General features: G+C 73.1%; 18 protein-coding genes. 13 read left to right on the forward strand and 5 right to left on the reverse strand.

The annotated features are described in order from the left end of the window. The first annotated feature begins 38 nt into the window (after positions 1 to 38). Positions 39 to 218: a hypothetical protein gene (locus ACIPFH_RS41385; RefSeq protein ID WP_401834978.1), complete on the forward strand. Its 180-nt coding sequence runs from the start codon at positions 39 to 41 to the stop codon at positions 216 to 218. Further along, a complete protein-coding gene (locus ACIPFH_RS41390) occupies positions 215 to 472 on the forward strand; it encodes a hypothetical protein (RefSeq protein WP_401834981.1) in 258 nt (85 codons plus the stop codon). The genes ACIPFH_RS41385 and ACIPFH_RS41390 overlap by 4 nt, the downstream gene beginning before the upstream one ends. Before the next feature lie 68 nt (positions 473 to 540). Here ACIPFH_RS41390 and ACIPFH_RS41395 read toward each other — a convergent pair whose 3' ends face one another. Then, on the reverse strand, positions 541 to 2022 hold the full coding sequence (locus ACIPFH_RS41395; protein WP_401834983.1) for a gluconokinase: 1482 nt from the start codon (positions 2020 to 2022) through the stop codon (positions 541 to 543). A gap of 178 nt (positions 2023 to 2200) precedes the next feature. Between ACIPFH_RS41395 and ACIPFH_RS41400 the strand changes: the two genes are divergently transcribed. The 3 genes from ACIPFH_RS41400 (at position 2201) to ACIPFH_RS41410 (ending at position 4974) form a co-directional block, all read left to right on the forward strand. Further along, complete coding sequence (locus tag ACIPFH_RS41400; protein WP_401834985.1) at positions 2201 to 3085, forward strand: NAD(P)-dependent oxidoreductase; 885 nt, start codon at positions 2201 to 2203, stop codon at positions 3083 to 3085. Then, a complete protein-coding gene (locus tag ACIPFH_RS41405; RefSeq protein ID WP_401834987.1) occupies positions 3082 to 3855 on the forward strand; it encodes an SDR family oxidoreductase in 774 nt (257 codons plus the stop codon). The genes ACIPFH_RS41400 and ACIPFH_RS41405 overlap by 4 nt, the downstream gene beginning before the upstream one ends. Positions 3856 to 3918: 63 nt before the next feature. Further along, positions 3919 to 4974, forward strand: a complete 1056-nt coding sequence (locus ACIPFH_RS41410; protein ID WP_401834988.1) for an L-idonate 5-dehydrogenase — start codon at positions 3919 to 3921, stop codon at positions 4972 to 4974. Between the two features lie 186 nt (positions 4975 to 5160). On the opposite strand, the gene ACIPFH_RS41415 is transcribed toward ACIPFH_RS41410, so the two are convergent. The 3 genes from ACIPFH_RS41415 to ACIPFH_RS41425 form a co-directional block, all read right to left on the reverse strand. Beyond that, complete coding sequence (locus tag ACIPFH_RS41415; protein WP_401834991.1) at positions 5161 to 6135, reverse strand: SDR family oxidoreductase; 975 nt, start codon at positions 6133 to 6135, stop codon at positions 5161 to 5163. 208 nt (positions 6136 to 6343) lie between these two features. Next, the gene (locus ACIPFH_RS41420) at positions 6344 to 6835 is read right to left on the reverse strand and encodes a hypothetical protein (RefSeq protein ID WP_401834994.1); all 492 of its coding nucleotides are present in this window, start codon (positions 6833 to 6835) and stop codon (positions 6344 to 6346) included. After that, positions 6832 to 9312: a molybdopterin oxidoreductase family protein gene (locus ACIPFH_RS41425; RefSeq protein ID WP_401834996.1), complete on the reverse strand. Its 2481-nt coding sequence runs from the start codon at positions 9310 to 9312 to the stop codon at positions 6832 to 6834. Before ACIPFH_RS41425 ends, ACIPFH_RS41420 begins: the two co-directional genes overlap by 4 nt. 582 nt (positions 9313 to 9894) lie before the next feature. Here ACIPFH_RS41425 and ACIPFH_RS41430 point away from each other — a divergent pair. Continuing rightward, positions 9895 to 11166 (forward strand): cytochrome P450, encoded by a 1272-nt coding sequence (locus tag ACIPFH_RS41430; protein WP_401834997.1) that lies wholly within the window; start codon positions 9895 to 9897, stop codon positions 11164 to 11166. 420 nt (positions 11167 to 11586) lie between these two features. Here ACIPFH_RS41430 and ACIPFH_RS41435 read toward each other — a convergent pair whose 3' ends face one another. Continuing rightward, the gene (locus tag ACIPFH_RS41435; protein ID WP_401834999.1) at positions 11587 to 12150 is read right to left on the reverse strand and encodes a hemerythrin domain-containing protein; all 564 of its coding nucleotides are present in this window, start codon (positions 12148 to 12150) and stop codon (positions 11587 to 11589) included. A gap of 442 nt (positions 12151 to 12592) precedes the next feature. Here ACIPFH_RS41435 and ACIPFH_RS41440 point away from each other — a divergent pair, with 442 nt between their 5' ends. The 7 genes from ACIPFH_RS41440 to ACIPFH_RS41470 all read left to right on the forward strand — a co-directional run bounded on the left by ACIPFH_RS41440 (position 12593) and on the right by ACIPFH_RS41470 (position 23341). Then, on the forward strand, positions 12593 to 13015 hold the full coding sequence (locus ACIPFH_RS41440; RefSeq protein ID WP_401835001.1) for a CBS domain-containing protein: 423 nt from the start codon (positions 12593 to 12595) through the stop codon (positions 13013 to 13015). A 226-nt stretch (positions 13016 to 13241) separates the two neighbouring features. Beyond that, positions 13242 to 15848: a glycosyl hydrolase family 65 protein gene (locus tag ACIPFH_RS41445; RefSeq protein WP_401835004.1), complete on the forward strand. Its 2607-nt coding sequence runs from the start codon at positions 13242 to 13244 to the stop codon at positions 15846 to 15848. Positions 15849 to 15914: 66 nt separating this feature from the next. Further along, the gene (locus ACIPFH_RS41450) at positions 15915 to 17615 is read left to right on the forward strand and encodes a trypsin-like peptidase domain-containing protein (protein WP_401835005.1); all 1701 of its coding nucleotides are present in this window, start codon (positions 15915 to 15917) and stop codon (positions 17613 to 17615) included. A 9-nt stretch (positions 17616 to 17624) separates the two neighbouring features. Further along, positions 17625 to 19760, forward strand: coding sequence for a tetratricopeptide repeat protein (locus ACIPFH_RS41455; RefSeq protein ID WP_401835008.1), 2136 nt, complete (start codon positions 17625 to 17627; stop codon positions 19758 to 19760). A gap of 109 nt (positions 19761 to 19869) precedes the next feature. After that, positions 19870 to 21282 (forward strand): VWA domain-containing protein, encoded by a 1413-nt coding sequence (locus ACIPFH_RS41460; protein WP_401835011.1) that lies wholly within the window; start codon positions 19870 to 19872, stop codon positions 21280 to 21282. Then, a complete protein-coding gene (locus ACIPFH_RS41465) occupies positions 21279 to 22130 on the forward strand; it encodes a hypothetical protein (protein WP_401835013.1) in 852 nt (283 codons plus the stop codon). The genes ACIPFH_RS41460 and ACIPFH_RS41465 overlap by 4 nt, the downstream gene beginning before the upstream one ends. Then, positions 22127 to 23341, forward strand: coding sequence for an ABC transporter substrate-binding protein (locus tag ACIPFH_RS41470; RefSeq protein WP_401835014.1), 1215 nt, complete (start codon positions 22127 to 22129; stop codon positions 23339 to 23341). The genes ACIPFH_RS41465 and ACIPFH_RS41470 overlap by 4 nt, the downstream gene beginning before the upstream one ends. Positions 23342 to 23377: the final 36 nt, after the last annotated feature.

The following is a 23377-nucleotide window of genomic DNA, read 5'->3' on the forward strand; positions in this document are numbered from 1 at the left end:
ATCGCCGATGACCAGCCTCGGATCAGGGGGAGACGCGGGTGGTGCGGGGCATCGGCGGGGCCGTGACGGTGCCCGTCGGGCGGCCGGCCGTGCCGCGCACCGCCCACGGACGGGACCCGTTGCGGGCGACGGCCCGGCTCACCCGGCCGGGCCTGCTCGCGCCCGCGCTCGGCGGCCTGTTCACCGGATACGCCTCCTGGCGCTGGATCTTGCTGTGAACGTGCCGCTGGGCGTGGCGGCGCTGCCCGCCGCGCTGTGGCTGATCCCTGATCTGCGGTGGGACGACGAGGAGGGGCGGCGCGCACTCGACGGGGCGGGGTTCGTCCTCGCGCGGGGCGGCAGCGGCCGCGCCGGTCGTCGGCCCGGATCTGCCCGAGCCCCGCGCCGGTCGCCATCCTGTTCCTGTGGCGTGTGCCGGTCCGTCCCGCTCGGCGCGTACGCCTCGATCGCCTTCGCCGAGTGGGGCAGGTGAGGCAGGTGAGGGCGCTGACGGTACCTGACCGTGACCGCTGCCGGTCGTCGGCGCCATGGGCCTCGGGTCTACGCGGAGAGCTCCCGCAGCATCTCGTAGCACCGCTCCACGCGGGGCCGGGCCCCGGCCATTTCACGGACGGCGACCGGGTCCGGCGCGACGGTGCGGTGCGGGCGGGCCCAGACGTCCGCGGGCAGGGCGGTGAGGTGGGATACGGCGCCGAGCGCGCGCCAGCCGAGGAGTCCGGCGCCGAATCCGGAGCCGGCCGTGTCGTCCGTGATCTCCAACGGCATGTCGAGTGCCGCCGCGACGATCTCCGCCCACAGCGACGACCGCAGTGCTCCGCCCGTGGCACGCACCGAGGTGATCGGTGCCCCGGCCGCGACCACCGAGTCCCGCACCAGTGCCAGTTGCTGTCCCACGCCCTCGATCATGGCGCGGGTCAGATGAGCTCTGCCGTGGCCGCGCCGCAGACCGATCAGGGCGCCCCGGGCGTCGGGGTCCCACCAGGGGGCGCGTTCGCCGAGGAGGTGGGGCAGCGCGGTCAGGCCCTCGGAGCCCGGCTCGACCTCGGCCGCTTCCTTCAGCAGGTCGGCCACGTCGACGCCCCCGAAGGACTCCGCGGCCCATTGGGCGACGACTCCGGCGTTGCTGACCGCTCCGCCGAGCACCCACAGCCCGTCGGCGAGGTGGTAGCAGAAGACGCGGCATCGGTCGTCCACGCCCGGCCGGTCGCGTACGACGCGGAGCGCCCCGCTGGTGCCCAGGGACAGCGCGGCCGTGGCGGGGGCGGTGGCGCCGACCGCGAGGTTGGCGAGCGGTCCGTCTCCCGCGCCTGCGATCACGGGCAGCCCGGCAGGCAGGCCGAGCGCCGCAGCCGGGCCGGGCAGCAGCGGGAACGCGGCGGTCGGCGCCACGAGTTCGGGGAGCCGTTCACCGGGCACTCCCGCGACCTCCAGCGCCGGCGTGTGCCAGTCGCCGCTGACGATGTCCAGCAGTCCGGTCGCGGAGGCACACGAGAGGTCGGTGGCCAGTCGGCCGGTGAACCGGGACAGGACGTAGTCCTTCATGCCGCACCAGGCGGCCGCGCGCCGGAACAGCTCCGGTTCGTGCGCGGCGAACCAGGCGAGCTTGGCCATCGGGGCCATGGGGTGCACGGGTGTGCCGGTGGCCCGGTGGAGGGCTTCCCCGCGCTCGGCCCGCAACTGCCGGGCGATGTCGGCCGCACGGGTGTCGGCCCAGCTCAGGGCGGGGGTCAGCGGGTGTCCGGAGGAGTCGAGGGCGAGGAGGGTGTGGAGAGCCGCGCTGAAGGACAGCCCCCGCACGGTCAATCCCCGTCGCGCGCATCGCTCGGCGCTCTCGCGCACCGCGTCGGCGACGCCGGCCAGCACGTCCGCGGGGTCATGGACGGCCTCGCCGGACCGGCCGGTGCGCAGGGGGGCCGGGCGTTCGACGGTCGCCACAGGGCGGTACGCGGCGTCCACCGCGACCACCTTGGTGGCGGTCGTGCCCAGGTCGATGCCGAGGACCACCTCGCCGACCTTTGTCATGACGGTCTCCGTTTCAGCTCTGCAGACGTCGAGGCGGACGGTAACAGCATATCGAACAGCTTCCAAGATGCTGTACATGAAACCAGTGGATCGCATGAAAAGGCCAAGGTGCATTGCCTTTCCCTGCAGTGTTGGCCAATATATTGTTCCAAGTACAGCATTTGGTTCAGGAGGTCAGGTGTCAGGAGATACGGAGGTCGGCGTGGCCGGGCTCGGAGTCATGGGTTCCGCCATCGCCCGCCGACTGCTCGGGTGCGGACGCGCGGTGCGCGTGCACGACATCCGGCCCGAGGCCGTCGCCGAGCTCGCCCGGGCCGGGGCCGCCACGGCCGAGTCACCCGCACTGCTCACCACGTCGGGCACGGTGATCCTTTCCCTCAACACCGCGGAGATCGTGGAGCAGGTGGTCTTCGGACCGCACGGAGTGCTGGGCGCGGCCTCGGACGGCGTGCTGGTGATCGACATGTCGAGCATCGCCCCCGGACGCACCCGCGAGTTCGCCGAGCGCGCCGGGAAACTCGGCGCCGGCTGGGTCGACGCCCCGCTGTCGGGAGGCGCACCGGGCGCCGAGCGCGGCGAGTTGACCCTGATGCTCGGCGGCGAGGAGGAGCACGTCGCACGCGCCTTGCCCGTCCTCGGCGCCTTGGCCTCCCACCTCACCCACCTCGGCCCGGCCGGTTCCGGTCAGCTGGTGAAGTCCGTCAACCAGGTGCTGGTCGGCTGCGGATTCGCCGCACTCGCGGAGGCCGCCGCGCTGGTGCGGTCGGCCGGTCTGCCGCCCGGGCAGGTGCTCACCGCGCTCACCGGCGGCAGGGCCGATTCCGCTCTGCTGCGGGAGTTCTTCGTGAAGTTCGCCGAGGCGGACCTCTCCCCCACCGGGCGGATCAGCAACATGGTCAAGGACCTCGACGCCGCCCGTGACCACGCGCGCTCCGCCGGCGTGCCGCTGCCGGTCACCACAGCCGTCGCCGAACTGCACCGCTGGCTCACCGCGGCCGGTCACGGTGACGCCGACAACGCCGCTCTGATGCACTACTACGCTCCCCTGGAGGTGCGGCCGTGACGGCTCCCGCCCTGTTCGACCTCGCCGGCCGCCTGGCCCTGGTGACCGGCTCCAGCAAAGGAATCGGAGCCGCCCTCGCCACCGGACTGGCCGAGGCGGGAGCCGAACTCGTCCTGAACGGCCGCGACCCCGGGGCACTGGAGCGCGCCCGCCGGGAACTGGCCGGGAGGACCGGGGCCAAGGTGCACACGGCGGCCTTCGACGTCACCGACGAGACGGCCGTACGCCGGGCTGTCCGGGAGATCGAGGACGGCATCGGACCGCTGGACATCCTCGTCAACAACACCGGTGTGCAGCACCGCGAGCCCCTGCTGAAGGTCTCGGCGGAGAACTTCGAGCGAGTGCTGCGCACCAACCTCACGAGCGCCTTCCTCGTCGGCCGCACGGTGGCGGCCGGGATGGTCGAGCGCGGCCACGGGAAGATCGTCAACATCTGTTCCGTCCAGACCTGGCTGGCCCGGCCCGGCATAGCCGCCTACGCGGCCTCCAAGGGCGGCCTCGCGATGCTGACCCGCGGCATGTGCGCCGAGTGGGCCGGATCCGGACTGACCGTCAACGCGCTCGCCCCCGGTTACGTGGTCACCGAGCTGACCCGGCCCCTGGTTGACGACCCCGCCTTCGACTCGTGGATCCGGGGCCGCACCCCGGCCGGCCGCTGGGCCTCGGTCGAGGACCTGGTCGGCACGCTGGTGTGGCTCGCGGCACCGGCGTCGGATTTCGTGAACGGGCAGGTGATCGCCGTCGACGGCGGACTGACCGCGGTGGTCTGAGCCGCCCACCACACGCAACCAACCGAAGCAGTCGAAGCGTTCGACGGAGAGCGGGACGAGGACATGAACTCAGGGACCATGCGGGTTGTGGTGGCGCACGGGGCGGGCGACCTGCGCCTGGAGGAGCGCCCGGTGCCGGTGCCCGGCCCCGGCGAGGTCGCGGTCGACATCCGGTACGGCGGCATCTGCGGCTCCGACCTGCACTACTGGCGCCACGGAGCGGTCGGCGAGTTCCGGCTTCGCGAGCCGCTGGTGCTGGGCCACGAGATCGTGGGCCGGGTGCGTGAGGCGGGACCCGGCGCCCTGGCACCGCCGCCGGGGACACCGGTCGCCGTGCACCCGCTGGCGTCGTGCGGCCGGTGCCGGAGGTGCGTCGCCGGGCGGCGCAACACCTGCCTGGACACCGGCTACCTCGGCAGCGCCGCCCGCGATCCCCATGTGCAGGGTGGATTCGCCGACGTGCTCGTGGTGCCCGCCGAGCGGGTGCTCGCGCTGCCCGAGGGCGTGGACCTGCGGCTGGCCGCGGTGGCCGAGCCCGCCGCGGTCGCCTGGCACGCCGTACGGCAGGCCGGCGATGTGCGGGGGAAGCGGGTACTGGTCACCGGCGCGGGCCCCATCGGCTGCCTGGTGGTCGCCGCGCTGCGGGCCGCGGGCGCGGCCGAGATCACCGTGACCGACGTGCACGAGGCGCCGCTGGCCGTCGCGAAGCGGGTCGGCGCCACGTCGACCGTACGGGTCGGGACCGGCGCCGACGGGCTGGACGAACTCGCCGCGGACATCGCGATCGAGTCCTCCGGCAACCCGGCGGGACTGCGTACCTGCCTGTACGGGGTCGACCGGGGCGGGCTCGTGGTGGGTCTGGGCCTGCTGCCGCCCGGGGACACGCCGGTGGCCGCGAACGCGCTGATCACCAGGGAACTGCGGCTCGTCGGCTCGTTCCGCTTCGACGACGAGCTCACCGAGGTCCTCGGGGCACTGGCCGACGGCCGCCTGCCGGTCGAGCCGGTGGTCACCTCCGTCCTGCCGGTGGCCCACACGGGGGAGGCGTTCGAGCTCGCGGCCGACCCCGCCCGCTCGTGCAAGGTGCTGCTGGACTTCGGCGAGCGGACGACGGTCTGACGCGGGATCCGGCCCGCGCCGCGCCCGTCCCGGCACGAGCCCCGATCCCCTCACCTCAACGGGATCACGCGTGCCCGGCACACCAGCCGTCCGCCCCCGTGCAGTGGCCCGGATCCGCCTGCTGGTGGAGCAGGGCTTCCTCGAACCGCAGTCGTCCTGCCGGTCACGTCCCCGGCGACCCCCGGCTCACCGGCTCATCCGGCGCCCGACGGTCACGGCCGCCCCCGCCAGCGTGGCGGCCACGGCCGTCCTGCGCATCGCCGTGCGCCGCCGACCGTGCCAGCCACCGTGCACCGCGCCCTCCCCCGGAGCCGGCACGTGCAGCGCTCCATGGGTGGCCGGAGCCTCCTCGTCGTGATCCAGATGGCTCCTGGCCGTCTGCCGGGCCATGGTCCGTTCCGCGATCGCGGGGGCCATGCGGGACTGTCGCACCAGGGCGCGGCCCGCGGGGCCGACGACCCGCTCGCGGCGCGGGTGGCCGACCAGGTCCACGATGGCCCGGGCGACCCGCTCGGGGGTGTAGACGGGAGGCATGGCGACCACCTTGTGCCCGGTGAAGTTCGCCGCCTGTTCGAAGTGCGGGGTGTCGATGGTCGCGGGCATGACGGTGCACACATGAATGCCCTTCATCCCCTCCACCCGCAGCTGTTGCCGCAGGCTCTCCCCGAGCCCTTGGACGGCGTGCTTCGACATGCTGTACGGATGGCTGTACGGCTGGGACACGGCGCCCACGATCGACGACACGTTGATCAGGGTGCCGGACCCCCGCTCCCGCATCGCCCGCAGGGCTGCTCGGGCCCCGTGCACGTAGCCCATCACGTTGACGTCCAGGACCCTGCGGAAATCCTCCAACGGCACGTCCTCGAAGCGGCCGAACGCGTTGACGGCCGCGTTGTTGACCCAGACGTCGATCCGGCCGAACTCCGCCACGGCACGCCGCGCCAGGTCCTCGACCGCCCCCGCGTCCGTCATGTCGGTCGGCACGACCAGCGTGCGCGCCCCGCGATGCCGCCCGCACTCCCGGGCCGTCGCCTCCAGCGCCTCCTCACGGCGCGCGGCCAGCACCACGGCGCAGCCCTTGCGGGCGAACGCGTCGGCGGTGGCCCGTCCTATCCCGCTGGACGCCCCGGTCACCACCACCACGTGATTGCGCAGTCCCATTCCGTACCTCCTCGGCTCGGTCCTGGCCGGACGCTCACGTCCGGTCCCCCGCCGGACGGGTACCCGCCACGGCCCGGTCGCCTCTCCTGTCGACCGCCCGTTCGCGGGCGAATTCGGCGTCCGGGCATGCCGGACGTCGCATGCCGGACGTTCCCGCAGGTGATCGCATCGGCCCCGGTCCGGGCCCGGGGGGGCCGGCGCCTGCTCGTCACGGGCTCGTCAGGACCTGGGGCGAGAGAATCTTGATCATGGTGTTGGTCCAGCGCATCTGCCGCAGCGTCTGCGGATGGCACGCCGAGGCCACGGCGAGGAGCTCCTCGTCCCGGGTGGCCTGCGCGGCCTGCGCGAGCATCTCCCAGTACAGGGAGTTCTCCGCGGCGCTCAGGTGCAGCTCCCGGAGATCCCCCAGGAGCAGCAGACCGGGCTCGGGGCGGTGGCCCGTCGCTTCGGCGGCCTTCTCCCGGAGGGTGGCCGGCACACCTGCGAAGGGTTCTCCGCACGGGTCGCTCAGGTCGAAACCGTGGGCGTGGGCGGCGTCGGCCAGGCGCTGGACGTGTTCACGGGACCATCCGGCGAGGTCGGTGGCCACGTGGTGGACCTCGTGCTCGGCGCGGTGGCGTCGGGCCACGGTCGTCAGCTGCTCGGCCAGCTGCTTCTCACCGTGGTGGAGGGCCTGGAGGGTGAGGGTGATGCCGTTCACCGGGCGTCCTCCTCGGGGTCGGCGTCGCTCGTGTGCGTGGCGAGGGCGGACGTTCCGCCTGTGGTGGCCGGTGCGGCGTCGGCGCGGGAGGGAGCGGACGCCGTGGTGGTGGGTGCGGGCGCGCTGTGGCCGTCCGCGCGTTCCACGAGGCGGAGCGCGGCCGCGGCGGTCTTGAACAGCGGCTGTTTGGAGGCGGGGTCCCAGTCGGTGACGGTCGTCTCGTTCGCGGCGCGTCCGGGTGTGTCGCCGTCCGGGGCGTGCCCGGCCTTGGTGTCCCAGTAGCCGTAGTGGAAGGGCACGAACAGCAGCCCGGGGCGGATGTCGGTCACGCGCAGCCGGCCCCGGATGGCGCCGCGTGGGGTGGTGACCTCGACCAGGTCGCCCTCGTCGAGGCCGAGCGCGGCGGCGTCCGTGACGGACGCCTCCACCCACACGTCGGGAGCGGCCGCGTTCAGCTGGGGCGCCCGCGCGGTCTTCGTCCGCGTGTGGAAGTGGTAGATCGTGCGGCCCGTGGTCAGCTGGAAGGGGTGTTCCTCGTCGGGTGCTTCGTGCGGCGGCAGGTAGGCGGCCGCCTTGATCATGGCCTTGCCGTCGGGGTTGAGGGAGCGGTATTCGACGACGTCGTCGGTCGCGCCGGTCACCAGGTCCTTGCCGTAGGTCTCGCAGGTGTCGGGGTGGGCCCAGCTGATCCCGTCGGTGTAGAGGCGTTGCGTGCCGTCCGGGGCCTGTTCGTTGCACGGCCACTGGATCCCGCTGCGGCCGCGCAGTTTGTCGTAGGTGATGCCGGTGTAGTCGCACGGCCGGCCGGCGCTGCAGCGTTTCCACGCCTCGAAGGCGGACTCCGCGTCCCGCCAGGGAACGAGCGGGCCGCCGTCCTTGTCGCGGAAGTCCATGCGGGCGGCGTAGTCGAGGAAGATGTCCAGGTCCGGCCGGGCCTCGCCGGGCGGTTCGACGGCCTTCTCCGACAGGTGGACGGTGCGGTCGGCGTTGGTGAACGAGCCGGTCTTCTCGCCCCAGGTCGCGGCGGGCAGCACCACGTCGGCCAGCTGCGCGGTCTCGGTCAGGAACAGATCCTGGACGACCACGAACAGACGCTCCTGGGAAAGAATCGAGCGGATGCGGGACAGCTCCGGCAACGAGACCGCGGGGTTGGTGCCGCTGATCCACAGCATGCGGAGGGAGCCCTGTTCGGCGTAGCGGAACATCTGCATCGCGTGCGTGGGCGGGGCGTAGTGCGGGATGGTCGTCGGCTCGACGTTCCACACCTTCGCCAGGTCGGCGACATGGCTGTCGTTCTGCCAGTTGCGGAAGCCGGGCAGGTCCCCGTCGGCGCCGCACTCACGGGTGTTCTGGGCGGTGGGCTGCCCGTTCATCTGCAGCACGCCGGCGCCGGGTCGCCCCAGCATGCCGCGGATCAGGTGCAGGTTGTTGACCTGGACGGCTGCGGCGGTGGCCTGGTGGGACTGGTAGACGCCCTGCAGGACCGTGGACAGCAGCCGGTCGGCGGTGCCGAGGAGTTCCGCGGCCTCACCGATCCGCGCGGCCGGCACGTCGCAGACGCCGGCCGCCCGCTCGGGGGTGCACTCCTTCACCCGCGCGGCCAGTTCCTCGAAGCCGACCGTGTGCGCGGCGATGTAGTCGTGGTCGACGCGGTCGGTGCGGATGATCTCGTGGAGCAGCGCGTTGAGCAGGGCCAGGTTGGTCCCGAGCCGCGGAGCCAGGTGCACGGCCGCCTTGCGGGCCACCTGCGTGGGGCGGGGATCGACGCAGACCAGGCGGGGCGGGTCGGCGCCGTCCAGCCGGTCGAGGACGCGCATCCACTGCACGGGCTGGGTCTCGGCGAGGTTGTGGCCGAACAGCGCGATCACTTCGGCGTGGTCGATGTCGTCATAACTGCCGGGCTGCCCGTCGCAGCCGAAGGACTCCTTGAGGGCCTCGGCGGCGGTGGAGGTGCACAGCCGTGTGTTGCCGTCCAGGTGGTTGGTGCCGATCCCGGCCCTGGCCAGCACCGCGAGGGTGTAGTACTCCTCCAGGAACAGCTGCCCGGACGTGTAGAAGCCGATCGATCCCGGCCCGCGCTGCTCCAGCAGTTCCCGCGAGCGGGCGACGAGGTGCTCCATGGCGGTGGCCCAGTCGCACTCGACCAGCCGCCCGTCCTGGCGGACCAGCGGTCTGGTCAGCCGGTCCGGGGAGGCGTTCGCCTGCCAGCCGAAGAGGTCCTTGGGTCCCAGTCGGCCGCGGTTGACGCGGTCCTGCGCCCGGCCGCGTACCCCCACGATGCGCTCGTCCATGACCGCGATGTCCATCGCGTCGCCGTCGGAGTGCAGGATCGAGGCGGTCTGCACCCACCGCTGCACCATGGCCCGGTCGACACCCTCGTCCAGGTAGGTGTCCACCCGTTGCGGCCACGGCTCATCCCGGCCGTACGGAGTACGGCTGCCCCATGGCCGTGCGATCCGGTCCACCGAAGCGTCCATGCCTGCCTCCCGACGACAACCGACGGCGCCTGACGCACCGCGCGTCATCGGTACCCCCTGACGCTGCCGGGTAACACCGCCGAAGCCTGCCGCCGGTCGCGTCCCCTCGCCCTCGTGACGGCGTGCGCTCCGCGGGAGGAACAGGGGATCGCATGGCGGCCCGCAGCCGGTCGGCGAATCCTGGCCGTCGCCGATGCGCTGGGCCAGGGCGATGCCATATCGGTGGCCTGTGCGGCCAGGGACCGCAGGGCGGCGAGGTCGGTCTGTCCGACCGCGGCCCGCGTAGAGGTTGAGGCGCCGGCGGTGTGGCTGTAGGGGGGCGATCGGCAGCGAGAAGGAGGAGCGGATCCCACAGGCCACGGCGTGGTCGGGGTAGGCGGGGTAGGCGCGCCCCAGCGGGTCTCGTCCAGCATGTCGGGGACGGAGGTCTCCTCGCCGGTGCGCGGGCATCGCAGGCAGGGGCCGTCGTCCTGGCCTGGCGGCCCGGAGCCGGTCGGCTTCCGAGCACCCGGGTTCACGCGGTGTGGCCCCGGGGACACCACCCGTAGGTGTCCCGGTCGCGCGCGTGGGCACTCGGCGGCCATGGACGTACAGAGCTCGCCCGTGATCGACCGTTCCCTGCCGGCTCTCGCCCAGGGATACGCCTGGCTGCCCGGCCTGCTGCGCGAACGCCCGGACGGCGTGGTGCGCACCCGTGTGATGGGCAAGCCCGCGCTCGCTGTGCGCGGGCCGGACGCGGTGCCGTTCTTCTACGACGAGGACAACGTGCGCCGCGGCGGCGCCCTCCCGGGACCTGTACTGAGCACGTTGTTCGGCCACGACGCCGTGCACACGCTGGACGGCGGCGCCCACCGCGCCCGCAAGGAGTTCTTCCTGCCGTTGCTGCAGGCCGACCGGATCGCCGGTCTGGTCGAGCACGTCGTCCCGGCGTGGGACGAAGCGGTACTGGAGTGGAGCAGGGCCGATCAGGTCGTGCTGTTCGACGCGGCGAGCGAGGTGCTCACCCGCGGCGTGTGCCGTTGGGCGGGCGTCCCGCTCGACGAGGGCGACGCCGAAACGGAACGTCTCGCCCGTGACCTGGTCGCCATGGTCGACGGCTTCGCCACCGCCGGGCCACGGCACTGGCGGGCCCGACGCGCCCGCAGCCGTCAGGAGGAGCGCTTCGCCCGGCTGGTGGAGGACGTGCGCTCGGGCAGGATCCCCGCCCCCGACGCGTCGGTGCTCGCCGCTGTGTGCCGGCACCGCGAGGCCACCGGCGAGCTGCTGCACCCGCACACGGCCGCCGTCGAACTGCTGAACGTCATCCGCCCCACCGTCGCCGTCTGCTGGTTCGTCGCCTACGCGGCGCACGCGCTGCATCTGCAACCCCACCAGCGTGAGCGGTTGCGCGACGGCGGCACCGCCTACACCGCCGCGTTCGTGCACGAGGTGCGCCGGTTCTACCCGTTCGCGCCGTTCCTCGGCGGCCTCGCCGTCCGCGACCTGTCCTGGCGGGGCGTCTCGGTGCCGGCCGGCGGAATGGTGCTGCTCGACGTCTTCGGCCAGAACCACGACGAGAAGCTGTGGGGCGACCCGTACGTCTTCCGGCCGCAGCGATTCCTCGAGCACCCGGTCGAGCGCGACGAACTGATCCCGCAGGGCGGTGGCGAGCCGCGCACCGGGCACCGCTGCCCCGGCGAGGGCCTCACGATCGGATTGCTCGAAGCCCTCGCGCTCCGCCTGGCCGGCCTCGACTGCACCGTCCCCGACCAGGACCTGAGGATCTCCCTGCGGCGCATCCCGGCGCGGGTGCGCAGCGGCTTCGCCGTACGGGACGTGCGGGTGCCGAGCGAGCGGGCGCTGACGGCCGTGTGACCCCCCGCGCCGCAGGCCGGGGGCCGAGCCGCCTCAGGCGGGCGAGCCCGTCCCCGGCCGCACCGGCCGGACATCACCACACCATCAGCCACCGACTCCGGCGCAGGGCCGCTCGGTGGCCGCCCCCGAACGGGTGCCCGTTCCACGGCATGCGCGGTACCGCCCGTCCGACGGGCCCGTGCGTGGGGGGAGGGACGCCGTACACACCCTCGTCGGCATGCGTGGGACGCCGTACACACCCCCGTCGGCGTGCGTGGCGGGGAGGCCGTACGCACCGTCGTCGCCGAGGTGAGGCAGCCCGGCGGCGACCGCGACGCCCTCCACGTCCATGCCGTCATGAGCCCGCAGGCCACGGACCAGGAGGGCCCCAGCTCCGGACGCCGGTGGCGGAGTCGGACGCGCCGCCCGCCACAGGTCGTGTCAGTCCTGCTTTCCGCGCCCGGTGAGCATGTCGCGCAGGCGGTCGACCATGCCGGTACCGGGCGCGAGGAGTTTGTTCGCGGGCGGGGTGTCCGGCGCGGACGGGTGCGGCCGGGTGGGAGCGTGCTGCTTGGCCGAGCGGACCTTCTCACCGAGCGCTTCCAGGGCATCGGCCGAGCAGACTTCGGCCAGCATCGGGAAGAGCCGGTTCTCCTCGTCGCTGACGTGCGCCTTGACGGAGTTCTTCAGCCGCAGGATCAGCGTGTCGAAGCGCTCGTCGCCGGGTTGGCAGCCTTCGAGCTCCTTGAGCATGCGCTCGACCTCGGCGTGGTCGGCGATCTCCTTGTCGGCGAGGTCGTCTCCCCCGTCGACGTACCGGCGCACCGCCGGGTACAGGTGCTCCTCCTCGGCAACCGAGTGCCGGATCAGCTCCATGGTGAGCCGGTCCGCCAGGGTGCGTCGCCGCTGGTCGTTCCCGGGCAACGCCTCGATCTGCGAGAAGAGGTCGTCCACCTCCCGGTGATCCACGGTCAGTTCCTGGATGACGTTTCCGCCGTGTCCCATGGGTTCTCCATTCGATGTCGTACTGCGGCCGGGGGTCGGTCGACCGGCTCGCCACCCCGCACGGATACCTGCCACGCGCGCACCGGCGACCTCACGCCGGTCCCCCACTTCACTCCGGTGGCCGAGAGGATCCCGGGCGCGGGAGGAGCCGGCGGCGCGGCCGCCGTGCTCGGGCTGTGCACCGTGACCCGGCGGACGGCCCGGGGAAGCCTTGCCTGCGCGGCCGGCCGTTCGCGGGGAGGCGGGGGGAGCCGACCAGGACGACCGCGTCGGCACGGCACTCCTCGTGCGCCGAACTCAGCGCTTCGGCGATCTCGCCGGCAACGCGCTCCCAGGTGTCTTCGACATTCCTTCCCGGCACCCACATCGAGACCGTCCCCCACGGGTACTCGGCCCCGAGCGGTGGTGCGAACACCGCCCACACCGAGAAGGGGGCTTCTCCATGACCCAGCATGTGAGCGACATCATGACGAGCAACCTGGTGACCGTCGAACCGCAGACCTCGGTGACGGCCGTGGCCAGGATGATGCGGGACGAGAACGTCGGCGCCGTTCTGGTCACCGACGGCGAGCGGTTGCGCGGCCTGGTCAGCGACCGCGACCTGGTGGTGCGCGCGGTGGCCGGCGGCGGCGACCCGAACGACACGACCGTGGCCGAGGCGTGCAGCGACGATCTCGTCACGGTGGGGCCCGACGACGATCTGCGCGTCGCGGTGCAAGTCATGCGCGAGCATTCCGTCCGCCGGGTGCCGGTGGTCGACGAAGGGCAGCACCCGGTGGGCATCGTCTCGATCGGAGACCTGGCCATCGAGCGGGACGCGGAGTCGGCTCTCGGCGACATCAGCGCCGCACGGCCGAACCGGTGACGGGTCACTGACCGCGGCAACGGCGGCTGGAAGGAACGTCGAGGGCGTGCTGCCCGAGGGCCGCGCCGCAGTGGCTCGACCGACGTCTCCCGCCCCGGGCGGGGCTGTGTGCCGCGCCCCGGCCGGCGCCGACCGACCCTGGACGGGCGGCCCGTACGCGCCCCGTACGTGGTAATCCCCCGCGTATCTCCCTCCCGCGCCCCCTTCCCCCCTGCATCGTCGACCCGTGAAGAACCCCCACCTCATCGCCCCCCTCCTGGCCGCCGCCCTGCTCCTGCCCCTGCCCCCGGCCCACTCCGCGCCCCGCTCCCCCGGTGACGCGTGCACGGCACCGGGCTGGGCTCCGACCGCCACCCGGATCGACGCGAAGGACCCCTTCCACCCGTATGTCGGCAACGGCTACCTCGGCACCCGGGTCCCGGCCACCGGCACCGGATACGCGGCGACCGGGGGGAAGACCGGCTGGCCGCTGTACACCCCGCGCTACGACGGCGCCTTCGTCTCCGGGCTCTACGCCCGCGGTCCCGAGAACACCTCCGGCCGCGAGGCACTCGCCGCGCTCCCCAACTGGACGGGGCTCGACGTGGCGGCCGGCGGCGAGACCTACGGCGTAGGCAGCCGCGTCGACCGGTACCGGCAGACGCTCTCGCTGCGCTGCGGCAGCCTCCGTACCAGCCTCACCTGGACCGGCTCCGACGGCCGCCGGACGGATCTCACCTACGACGTCCTCACCTCGCGGGACGACCCGCACACCGGAGCCGTACGGCTGCGCGTCACCCCGCACTGGGACGGCCGGCTGACCCTCGCCGACCGCATCGACGGCCGGGGCGCCCGCCGTGTCACGCAGACCGAGGCGGGGCCCGTCGATGCGCGCACGATCGGCGTGGCGTTCCGCACCGACGGCACCGGGGTCGCCGGCGCGGTCGCGTCCACGTTCGACGCGCCGGGCGGGCGTACCCGGCAACACGGCGGCCCGATGGGCAAGTTGAGTGCCCGTCAGGACGCCACCCTCCCCGTCCGTGCCGGGCGCACCTACACCGTCACGAAGTACGTCGGCGTCGACACCGCCCTCACCTCCCGCGAGCCCCGCGCCGCCGCCCGAGCCGCCGCTCACCGGGCCGCCGGGCGCGGCTGGGCGGCGTTGCTCCGCTCGCACCAGGACGCCTGGCGTGCTCTGTGGGACGCCGACATCGAGGTTCCCGGCCATCCCGACCTGCAGCTCTGGGTGCGCTCGGCGCAGTACGGTCTGCTGTCGTCCCTGCGTGCGGGCGCCCGGGACAGCATCGCGCCGACGGGGCTGACCAGCGACAACTACGCGGGCATGGTGTTCTGGGACGCGGAGACGTGGATGCTCCCGTCGCTGCTGGCCACCCGCCCCGAACTGGCCCGCCCGGTGCTGGAGTACCGGTACCGCACGCGCGCGGCCGCCGCCGAGAACGCCGCGAGGACCGGTGTGAAGGGGCTGTTCTACCCGTGGACGAGCGCGAGCCACGGCCGGCTGTGGAGCGAGTGCCAGAGCTGGCAGCCGCCGCACTGCGTCACCCAGAACCACCTTCAGGGCGACATCGCGCTGGCCGCCTGGCAGTACTACCTGTCGGCCGGCGATCGGACCTGGCTGCGGAAGCGGGGGTGGCCACTGCTCGAAGGGCTCGCCCGGTACTGGGCTTCGCGCGTCACCCCGAACGCCGACGGCTCCTACTCCATCAGGGAAGTCGCCGGTCCCGACGAGTACAGCAACGGTGTCACCGACGGCGCCTACACCAACGCCGTCGCCGCGACCGCGCTGCGCGCCGCGACCGACGCCGCCCGTGTGCTGGGCGACCCCGCCCCCGCCGACTGGCGGCGCATCGCGGAACGGCTGCGCATCCCGTACGACGCCCGGCGCAAGGTGTTCCTCCAGTACGACGGTTATGACGGCTCCCCGATCAAGCAGGCCGACACCGTGCTGCTCGTCCACCCGCTGGAGTGGCCGATGCCGGACGGCGCCGCGGCCGCCACGCTCGACCACTACACCGCGCGCACCGATCCGGACGGTCCGGCCATGACCGACTCGGTGCACGCGATCGTCGCGGCCGCGATCGGTGAGCCGGGCTGCGGCGCGTACACCTTCCTGCGGCGGGCCTACCAGCCCTTCGCGCGGGGCCCGTTCGCGCTGTTCTCGGAGTCGCGCGGTGAGAAGGCGGGCGCCGCCGACCCGCTCGCGGGCTCCCCGGCGCAGGACTTCCTCACCGGCAAGGGCGGTTTCCTGCAGGTCTTCACCCACGGCCTGACGGGTCTGCGGCTGCGGGCCGACGCCCTGCACCTCGACCCGACGCTCCCGCCGCAACTGAAGGACGGTGTACGCCTGTCGGGACTGCGGTGGCGCGGACGGGCGTACGACGTCGAGATCGGGCCGGAGACCACCACGGTCCGGCTGCGGTCGGGTGATCCGATGCCCCTGGAGACCCCCGAGGGCCGCTACACGCTGTCCGGCACGGTCACCCTCAAGACCCGCCGCCCCGACCTCGCCCCCACTCCCGACCTGGCCCGCTGCCGACCGGCGACGGCGACCTCGGCCGAGCCGGGGCTGTACCCGGAGGCGGCCGTGGACGGCAGCCCGGCCACCGTCTGGTCCCCCGCCGCCGAGCGCGCCGCCCTCACCGTCGACCTGGGACACGGGGTGGACATCCGCACGGTCCGGCCGACCTGGCGGAAACGGCCGACGTCGTCCACCGTCGAGGTCTCGGCGGACGGCCGGGCCTGGCACCGGGCGGACGGGAACGCGGTCCGGTACGTGCGGGTGAGCGTGCGCGGTGGGACGGCGGCACTGGCCGAACTGAGCGTACAGAGGTGACGGCCGCGGCGAACCCCGTCTCGCCAACCCGGGGCATTGTGACGCTCGTTGCCATACCTTGGGCATATGGCGCTGCATCACCACAGTGACCGCCCGTGGCGCGTGAGGGTGGACGACGAGGAAGGCACGCCCTGTGGCGCCGGAGTGCTGCTCGACGACCGGCATGTGCTCACCTGCGCACATGTGGTCCGGTACGCGGGAGCGGCGCCCGGGGGCACCACGTCCCGGGTGCGGATCAGCAGTGTGGCATGCCGCCCGGAGTGGACGCGCACCGCGCACGTGGCCGCGGGCACATGGGTGCACGACCACGGCACGCAGCGCGGTGACGTGGCGCTGCTCGAACTCGACGAGCCGGCCGACTGCGGCACCCGGACCACGCTGTGGAAGGCGCCCATCTCCGGCGGCATGGTCCAGGTGTACGGCTTTCCCCACGACGAACCCTTCGGCATGGGGGCGGACGCGGAGCTGGCGGGATCCGGCCACCGGCAGGGCGAGTGGGGCCTGCTGAAGCGGATGCGCGAGGGCGACCCGTGGATCGAGCGGGGGTACTCGGGCGCCGGGGCGATGGCGGTGGGCGGCCAGTTCGACGGCCGCGTCATCGGCATCGTGGTGGCCGACTACGTCAACGGCGACGCGAAGGCGGCCTGGATGCTGCCGACCGAGACGATCCTGACGTACCTGCCCCGGATCGAGGAGTTCACCGGCGGTGACCGCAATGACGAACTGGGGCCCTCGTACGGTGAGCTGCCGGGGGACGTGCTGGGCGACCCGCTGCGGCTCGCGCTGACGCAGGAGCTCACCCGGCTGCTCGACAGCGACTGGTCCGGCACCGTCGTCGTCGGCACCGGCGGCACGACCGCCGTGGGCGACTCCTGGCTCGTCCGGCTGGTGCGGACGGCCGATCCGGCGGCCCGGGCCACCGTCACCGACGCCGAGCTCACCGGTGCGCCCGGGGACACCGTCCTCCGGCTCGGCACCATCGACGCGGCCTACGACGCGCGCGGCAGGTCGGTCGCCGACGTCGGCGGCTACCTCACGGGCCGGTTCGGGCTCCCCGGCGGGGACGCCCGCGAGGTGCGGCGACAACTGCTGCGCCGCATGCCGCCCGCCTGCCTGGTGGTGGGCGGCGTCGACCGGGCCCGGGACCCGGAGGCCCTCGTCCGGGAGCTGTTGGGGGAGTTGGCCGCCCGCGCCCGCTCGCGCGGGATCCGCCTCGTCCTCGGCTTCGAGGGTGTGCCACCGGCCGACCTCTCCCACGACGTCTGCCTCGATCCCGAACCGCTGCGCGGGGACGCCACCTGGTCCGTGACCGCCGCCGAGGTCCACACGGTCGTCGGACAGCTCGCGGCGGAGGAGGACACCGCGTCCTCGCTGGAACAGGAGTGGGGCATACGGCTCTTCGCGGCGCCCCGGCTGCCGCCCCGCGCCGCGCCCCGGTTGCGGGTCCGGCTGGCCGTGGCCCGGGCGACGGAACCCAGTCCCGAACTCGCCGCGATCCACGACCGGGCCGACGACGCCCGCGCCGCCCTGGCCCGGTTCGATCACGACCTGCGCCGGATGATCGCGGCTCACGAGGACCTCACCGCCCACCTGGAACTGCACCGCCTGCGGGCCGCGCGCTACTTCGGCGTCGAGGACCGACGGCTCGCCGACCGGCATGCCCCGGCCTTCCGCGCGCTGAAGTCCGAGCCGATCGACCTCGGGGTCGCCCGCACGCTGGTCAGGCGCTACGTGGACGAGGTCAACCGACGGTTAGAGGAAAGGTGACACGCGGGAATGAGCCGCCAGATGTGCAACCGCTCCGACTGCGGTCGCGGCCCGATCGACGACCAGGGCTTCTGCGAGGTGTGCGACCGGTTGCCGCTGCCGCAGGACGACACCGCGTCGACGGAGCGCGACCCGGAACCGGAGCCGCTCGCGCGGGGCGGCGCGAGCGTCGGCGTGGCGCACGTACGCCCGGACCCCTGGTACGGCCTCGCTCTGGTCGACTCCGACCAGGCCCCGGACGTACCGCTGATCTCGTCGGGCCCGGTCGCCGAGGAGCACCGCCACTGTCCCAACCCCGTCTGCAGGGAGCCGGTCGGCCGCGGCCACGACGGCGAGCCGGGCCGGATCGCCGGCTTCTGCCCGCTGTGCCGCACGCGTTACGACTTCGGCCAGCCCAACGGCCTCACGATCGCCGGGCGCTACGACGTCACCCGGGTCGTCGGCTCCGGGGCGTACGGCGCCGCCTACCTCGCCCACGACCGTAATCTCGCGACCGACGTCGTCCTCAAGGCCCTGCACAAGTCGGTCGCCAAGACCGCCCGGCACGAACGGGACGTTCTGGTCGGGCTCCGGCACGACAGCATCGTCCGCATCCTGGGCTACGAGCCCGAAGGGCCGCACCTCGTCCTCGAATACGTGCCGGGCGAACCGCTCACGGCCCGTGCCGGCGACCGCCTGGAGACCCTCCTCGCGCACGGGGTCCGCGTCCTCCAGGCGCTCGACTACCTGCATGCCCGGGGCCTGTTGCACTGTGACGTCAAGCCGCTGAACATCATCCGCTTCCGGGAGGAGAGCCCGGCGGGCGCGCTCGACCGGGTGCGGCTCATCGACTTCGGCGCGGTGCGCAGCCACACGAAGGACACCGGGCCGGTCGTGGCGTACACGAGGGCGTACGCGCCGCCGGAGAGCGATCCGGAGCATGTGCGCCCCACGCCGGGCTTCGACCTCTACGGACTGGGCATGACCCTGCGCGAGGTCTGCCGCGCCCGCTGGACGGACCGCTCGGCCCCGGGCGTCGACTCGCTCCGTCTGCTGCTGGACCGCGCCACGGACCCCGAGCGGCCGTGGTGGCGGTTCGTGTCGGCACGGCAGTTCGCGGAGCAGCTCAGCGGTGTCATCCGGCAGGTCGTGGCGGCCCCGCCGACGTGTCGTCAGGTGGCGCGCCCCTCGGCCCTGTTCGGCTCGATGCCCGAGTCGCTGCACGGCGGGCTGGGCGCGGCCCGGCCCCTGGCCCACTGGGTCGAGGCGCAGCCGGACGAGCAGGGGCTGCTGAGGATGCCCGCGCCGTTCTCCTCGCCGTACCCCGGCGACATCGCGGCCGCCCTCCCGGCCCCCCTGTCCGATCCCGACGACCCGGCCGTCACGGGCTCGGCCGGCGGGGCGCTGGCCGAGAGCCGGCTCGCCCTGCGCAGAAAGGACGCCGCGTCGGCGGCGGGACAGCTCGCGGCGGCGGGCCTGCCCGACTGGCACTGGCTGACCGACTGGTACTGCGGCCTGATCGCGCTGGCCGGCGGGGGCCCGAAGCGGGCCGCCGTGGTGCTCGGTCAGGTGCGCAGGGCGCTTCCCGGTGAGCTGATACCGCCCCTCGCCCTCGGCCTGTGCGCGGAGCTCCGGGGGGACCGCGCGGTGGCGCGGTCGCACTACGGCATGGTCTTCGACACCACGCCCGCGCTCGGTGCGGCCGGCTTCGGCCTGGCCCGTGTCCTGCTGCTGGCCGGTGAGCGCGCGAAGGCGGTGGACGTCGCCGAACAACTGGCCGAGGAGTTCCGCTACGAGCGCGAGGCGCGCGTGGCGGCCGTCCGCCTGCGCGTCATGGTCCTCTCCCAGCCGGGCCACCCTGCGCCGACCGAGGACGACGTGGCCCGAGCCAGGGCGGCCCTGCCCGGCCTCGACGTGGACGAGGCGGGGGCGGCCGCGCTGCGCGCCGAGATCCAGTACGCGGAGTTCCTGCGCACCCATGACCGGCTGAAGCTGTCCGACGCGATCCGCGCGCTCGGTCCGCACGCGCCGACCGAGCGCGAGTACGTCGCACTGGTGGACCTGGCCAACCGGCTGCGTCCGGCGCTGAGATGGAGCCGGCCGGGCAAGCGTGGCAGAACGGGTCATTCCCGTTTCGGAGCGACGCCCGGCAGGCTAAGCTCCTGACACGTTCCGTCGAGAACGCGTACACGCTCCGTAGGGGAACACGCGGCGACACGATCGGATGGTGCCGGTGGGGGACAGGTATCCGTTAGGGCTCAGCTTTGCCCTGGAAGTGGACGCGCCCTCGGATCTGCCCTACGACGAGGTACGCGCGGACGCCCTGATCACCGTCACGGCGGACTCCGCCGCGGGCCCGGCCGCGCAGACTCCGAACGCCGAGATCCTCATCATGGACCGCTCGCTGTCCATGACCGGCCACAAGCTGGACGAGGCGAAACGCGCGATGTGCGCGGCCATCGACACCCTGCGGGACGGCACCCTCCTGGGGATCGTCGCGGGCAACCACAAGGCCGAGGTGATCTTTCCGACGACGGGCGGCCTGGCCCGCGTCGACGCCTTCACCCGCGCGGACGCCAAGCTGCGGGTGCTCGGCCAACTCCCGGAGGGCGGCACGGCGATCGGCCAGTGGCTGGCGCGCGCCCGCCACCTCTTCGCCTCGGTGGAGTCCCCCGCCACGGTGCGCCACGCGGTGCTCTACACGGACGGCAAGGACGAGCACGAGACACCCGAACAACTCGGCGAGATCCTCACGACGTGCACCGACCACTTCATCTGCGACGCGAGGGGCCTGGGCGACGACTGGCACTACACCGAGGTCCTCCGCGTCACCGAGGCCCTGCACGGCGCCGCCGAGGCCGTCGTCACCATCTCCGACCTCACCGAGGACTTCACCCGCCTGATGCGTGAGGCGCAGCGGATCGTCGTACCCCGGGTCTATCTGGGCCTGCGCCTCAACAGCCGTTTCGAGCTCACCTTCGTACGGCAGACGCGTCCCGTCGAAGCGGAACTGACGGCACGTCAACTGCGGGACGGGGAGACGCACATCCCCCTCGGATCCTGGCCTCCGGAGAGCCGCCAGTACCAGATCTCCCTGCGCGTCGACCCCGACAGCCTGACCGTCGACGAGACCCTGCGCGCCGCCCGCGTCACGCTGCACGCCGAGTTCCCCGACGGAACCCGCCGGCCCTGCTCCGAGACCGCGGCCATGGTCGTACGCCGCCGCTCGACACCCGGATTCGGCATCGCCCGCTCCCCCGACCTCACCCGCGTCGAGAACGAACGCGAACTCGGCATGGCCATGCGCGCCTGCGCCGACGCCCATCTGCGCGGGGACCTCGACCGCGCGGACCGCGAACTGCGCCTCGCGATAGGCCTCGCGCAATCCCTCGGGGACACCACGCGCCTGAGGCTGCTGCGCGCGGTGGCGTCCGGCGGCCCCGACGGCCGGCTGCGGGTGCGGCCGGACGTCTCCCGGGGGCAGATACTCGGAATCGGCGTCGACTCGACCAAGACCGCGAGACGACCGGTCGACCAGCACGACCTTCCGCCCCGGGACGCCGGACTGCCGCGCGTGTGCCCACGGTGCGCCACGACGTCGACATCGCCCACGGCCAAGTTCTGCGAGGAGTGCGGGCACCGGTTCGGGGACGCGGGCGTGGCCGATGAGCCGATGGACGCGCTGTGATCGGGGCACGGGGTGTCTCCCATCCGATCGTGGTGCTGCGCCGGCTCAGGGCGGGCGTGCTGGCCATGGTGGCGGTGACCACGTTGCTGTATCTGGTGGTGGCCAACCGGGCCGGGGACCAGCTCGCCGCCTCCGAACGCACGCTGGAGGCCATCGACCACATCCGGCAGGCACAGGGCCAGGCCGTGAAGGCGAAGGCCGCGCTCGACGACGTCTCCGAGATCGACGAACCCGGGGCGATCAGCCTGACCGGCACCGGTGCCGACTTCGCCAACGCCACCGCCCGCGTGAGCTCCCACCTCACCTCGGCGACGGAGGGCAACGGAGCCGGGGAGGAGGGGCTTAGCCACATCCAGTTCGTCCAGGGCCAGTTGGCCACGAGTGTGCGGATGGCCAACACGGCGGTTCTCGACGGAGCCCCGGCCGTGAAGAAGGTCGGCGACGCACTGGACGACCCGAAGTGCGGCGCCGACGCCCAGGCCCCCTTCACCTGCGGCCTCAAGCAATCGCTCAAGGATCTCGAGGAGTTGGAGAACGAGGCCGCGAAGGGCCAGCGCACGTCGGGCTGGTGCGACCGCGCGCTTCTGTGGCCCCTGTTCATGGGACCGCCGGCGGTCATGCTGCTGCTGGTCGGTGCGACCGGCCGCATCGTCGTCCAACGCTTCCGGCGGTATCCCAGTCCGGCCCTCGTCCTGGCCCTGCTGGCCACGGCCTCGATCAGCGTCCTCATGTGCGTGACCCCCGCGCTCACCATGGCGATCGCGCTGCCCGTGCTCGCCGCCGCCGGCGCGCTCGCGTACCTGGCCTATCGTCCCCGTCTCGCCGAATACAGGTTCCCTCGCTCATGAGAAGATTCGCGGCACCCCTCGTACGCTGCGCCCTGGTCCTCGGGCTGCTCCTGGCGCCGGTCGCGTGCGCCGGACCGGAGAAGGACACGGTGACCATCATGGTTCCCTGGTCCGGCACCGAGTTCGAGGCGTTCTACGCGGTCGTCGAGGCCTTCGAGAGCCTGCACCCCGGCATCGACGTCGAACCACAGGTCACCCGCGCCCTGACCCAGCAGCTCGACGCCGCGGTGGCCGCGGACGCGAAGCCCGATCTGGCGGTGCTGCCCAGCGTGGGAGCGATCGCCAAGTACCGGGAGGAGGGGGCGCTGCGGAAACTGGACGTCGACACGGGCACGTACGTGCAGCCGTTTCGCGGGCTCGGCGAGCACAGGGGGGCCGTCTACGCCGTCCCCGTCAAGGCCGACGTCAAGAGCCTCGTCTGGTACGACGCCAGGCTCACCGACCGTCCCGCGAACGGGTCCGATCTCCGGCCGGGTTCCTCCGACTGGTGCCTGGGGCTGGAGTCCGGTCCGACCTCCGGCTGGCCCGGCGCCGACTGGATAGCGGACATCCTGCTCGCCGAGGTGGGCGTCGACAAGTACACCCGCTGGGCCTCGGGGGACGCGAAGTGGGACGACGGACCCGCCCACGACGCGTGGACCTCGTGGGGGGATCTCGTGGGTGCCGCACGCAAGCACGCGGCCACGTCCAACTTCCGCGACGCCGCAAGGAAGATGACCACCAAGGAGTGTTCCCTGAGCCACGGCGCCCTGTCCGCGATGCCTTTCGACGCGGCCCAGGTGAAGGAGAGGGACGGGTACATGTACGTACCGCCCGCCGGCAGGACCCTGCAGGTCTCGGCGGACTTCGTCGGAAAGTTCACCGGGAACGAGAGTGCTGACACGTTCATCGCGTATCTGGCGGGTGCGCGGGCACAGCAGGCCTGGGTGAACGAACCCGGCTTCGCGCTCTCCGCCGACCGCGAGGTGACGAAGTACGCCAACGCCGTCCAGGACGGCATAGCCGAGATGCTCCGCTCCCCCGCATACACGCTCTGCTTCAGCGCCGCCGACGCGATGGATCCCGACGTGTCCGCCGCCTTCTACCGGGCGGTCCTGGAGTACGCGAACGGCGAAGCGGAGGGTCCGCTGCTGAAGGCACTCGACGAGGTCCAGGACGAACTCGGACACCCACGCCCCGAGTCCGCACCCCCGCTCTGCAGCACCCCCTGAGCCACCTCTGAACCACGCCTGCACCACCGCCCGAAC

The organism is Streptomyces sp. NPDC088157 (genome assembly GCF_044741545.1).
Taxonomy (GTDB): Bacteria; Actinomycetota; Actinomycetes; order Streptomycetales; family Streptomycetaceae; genus Streptomyces.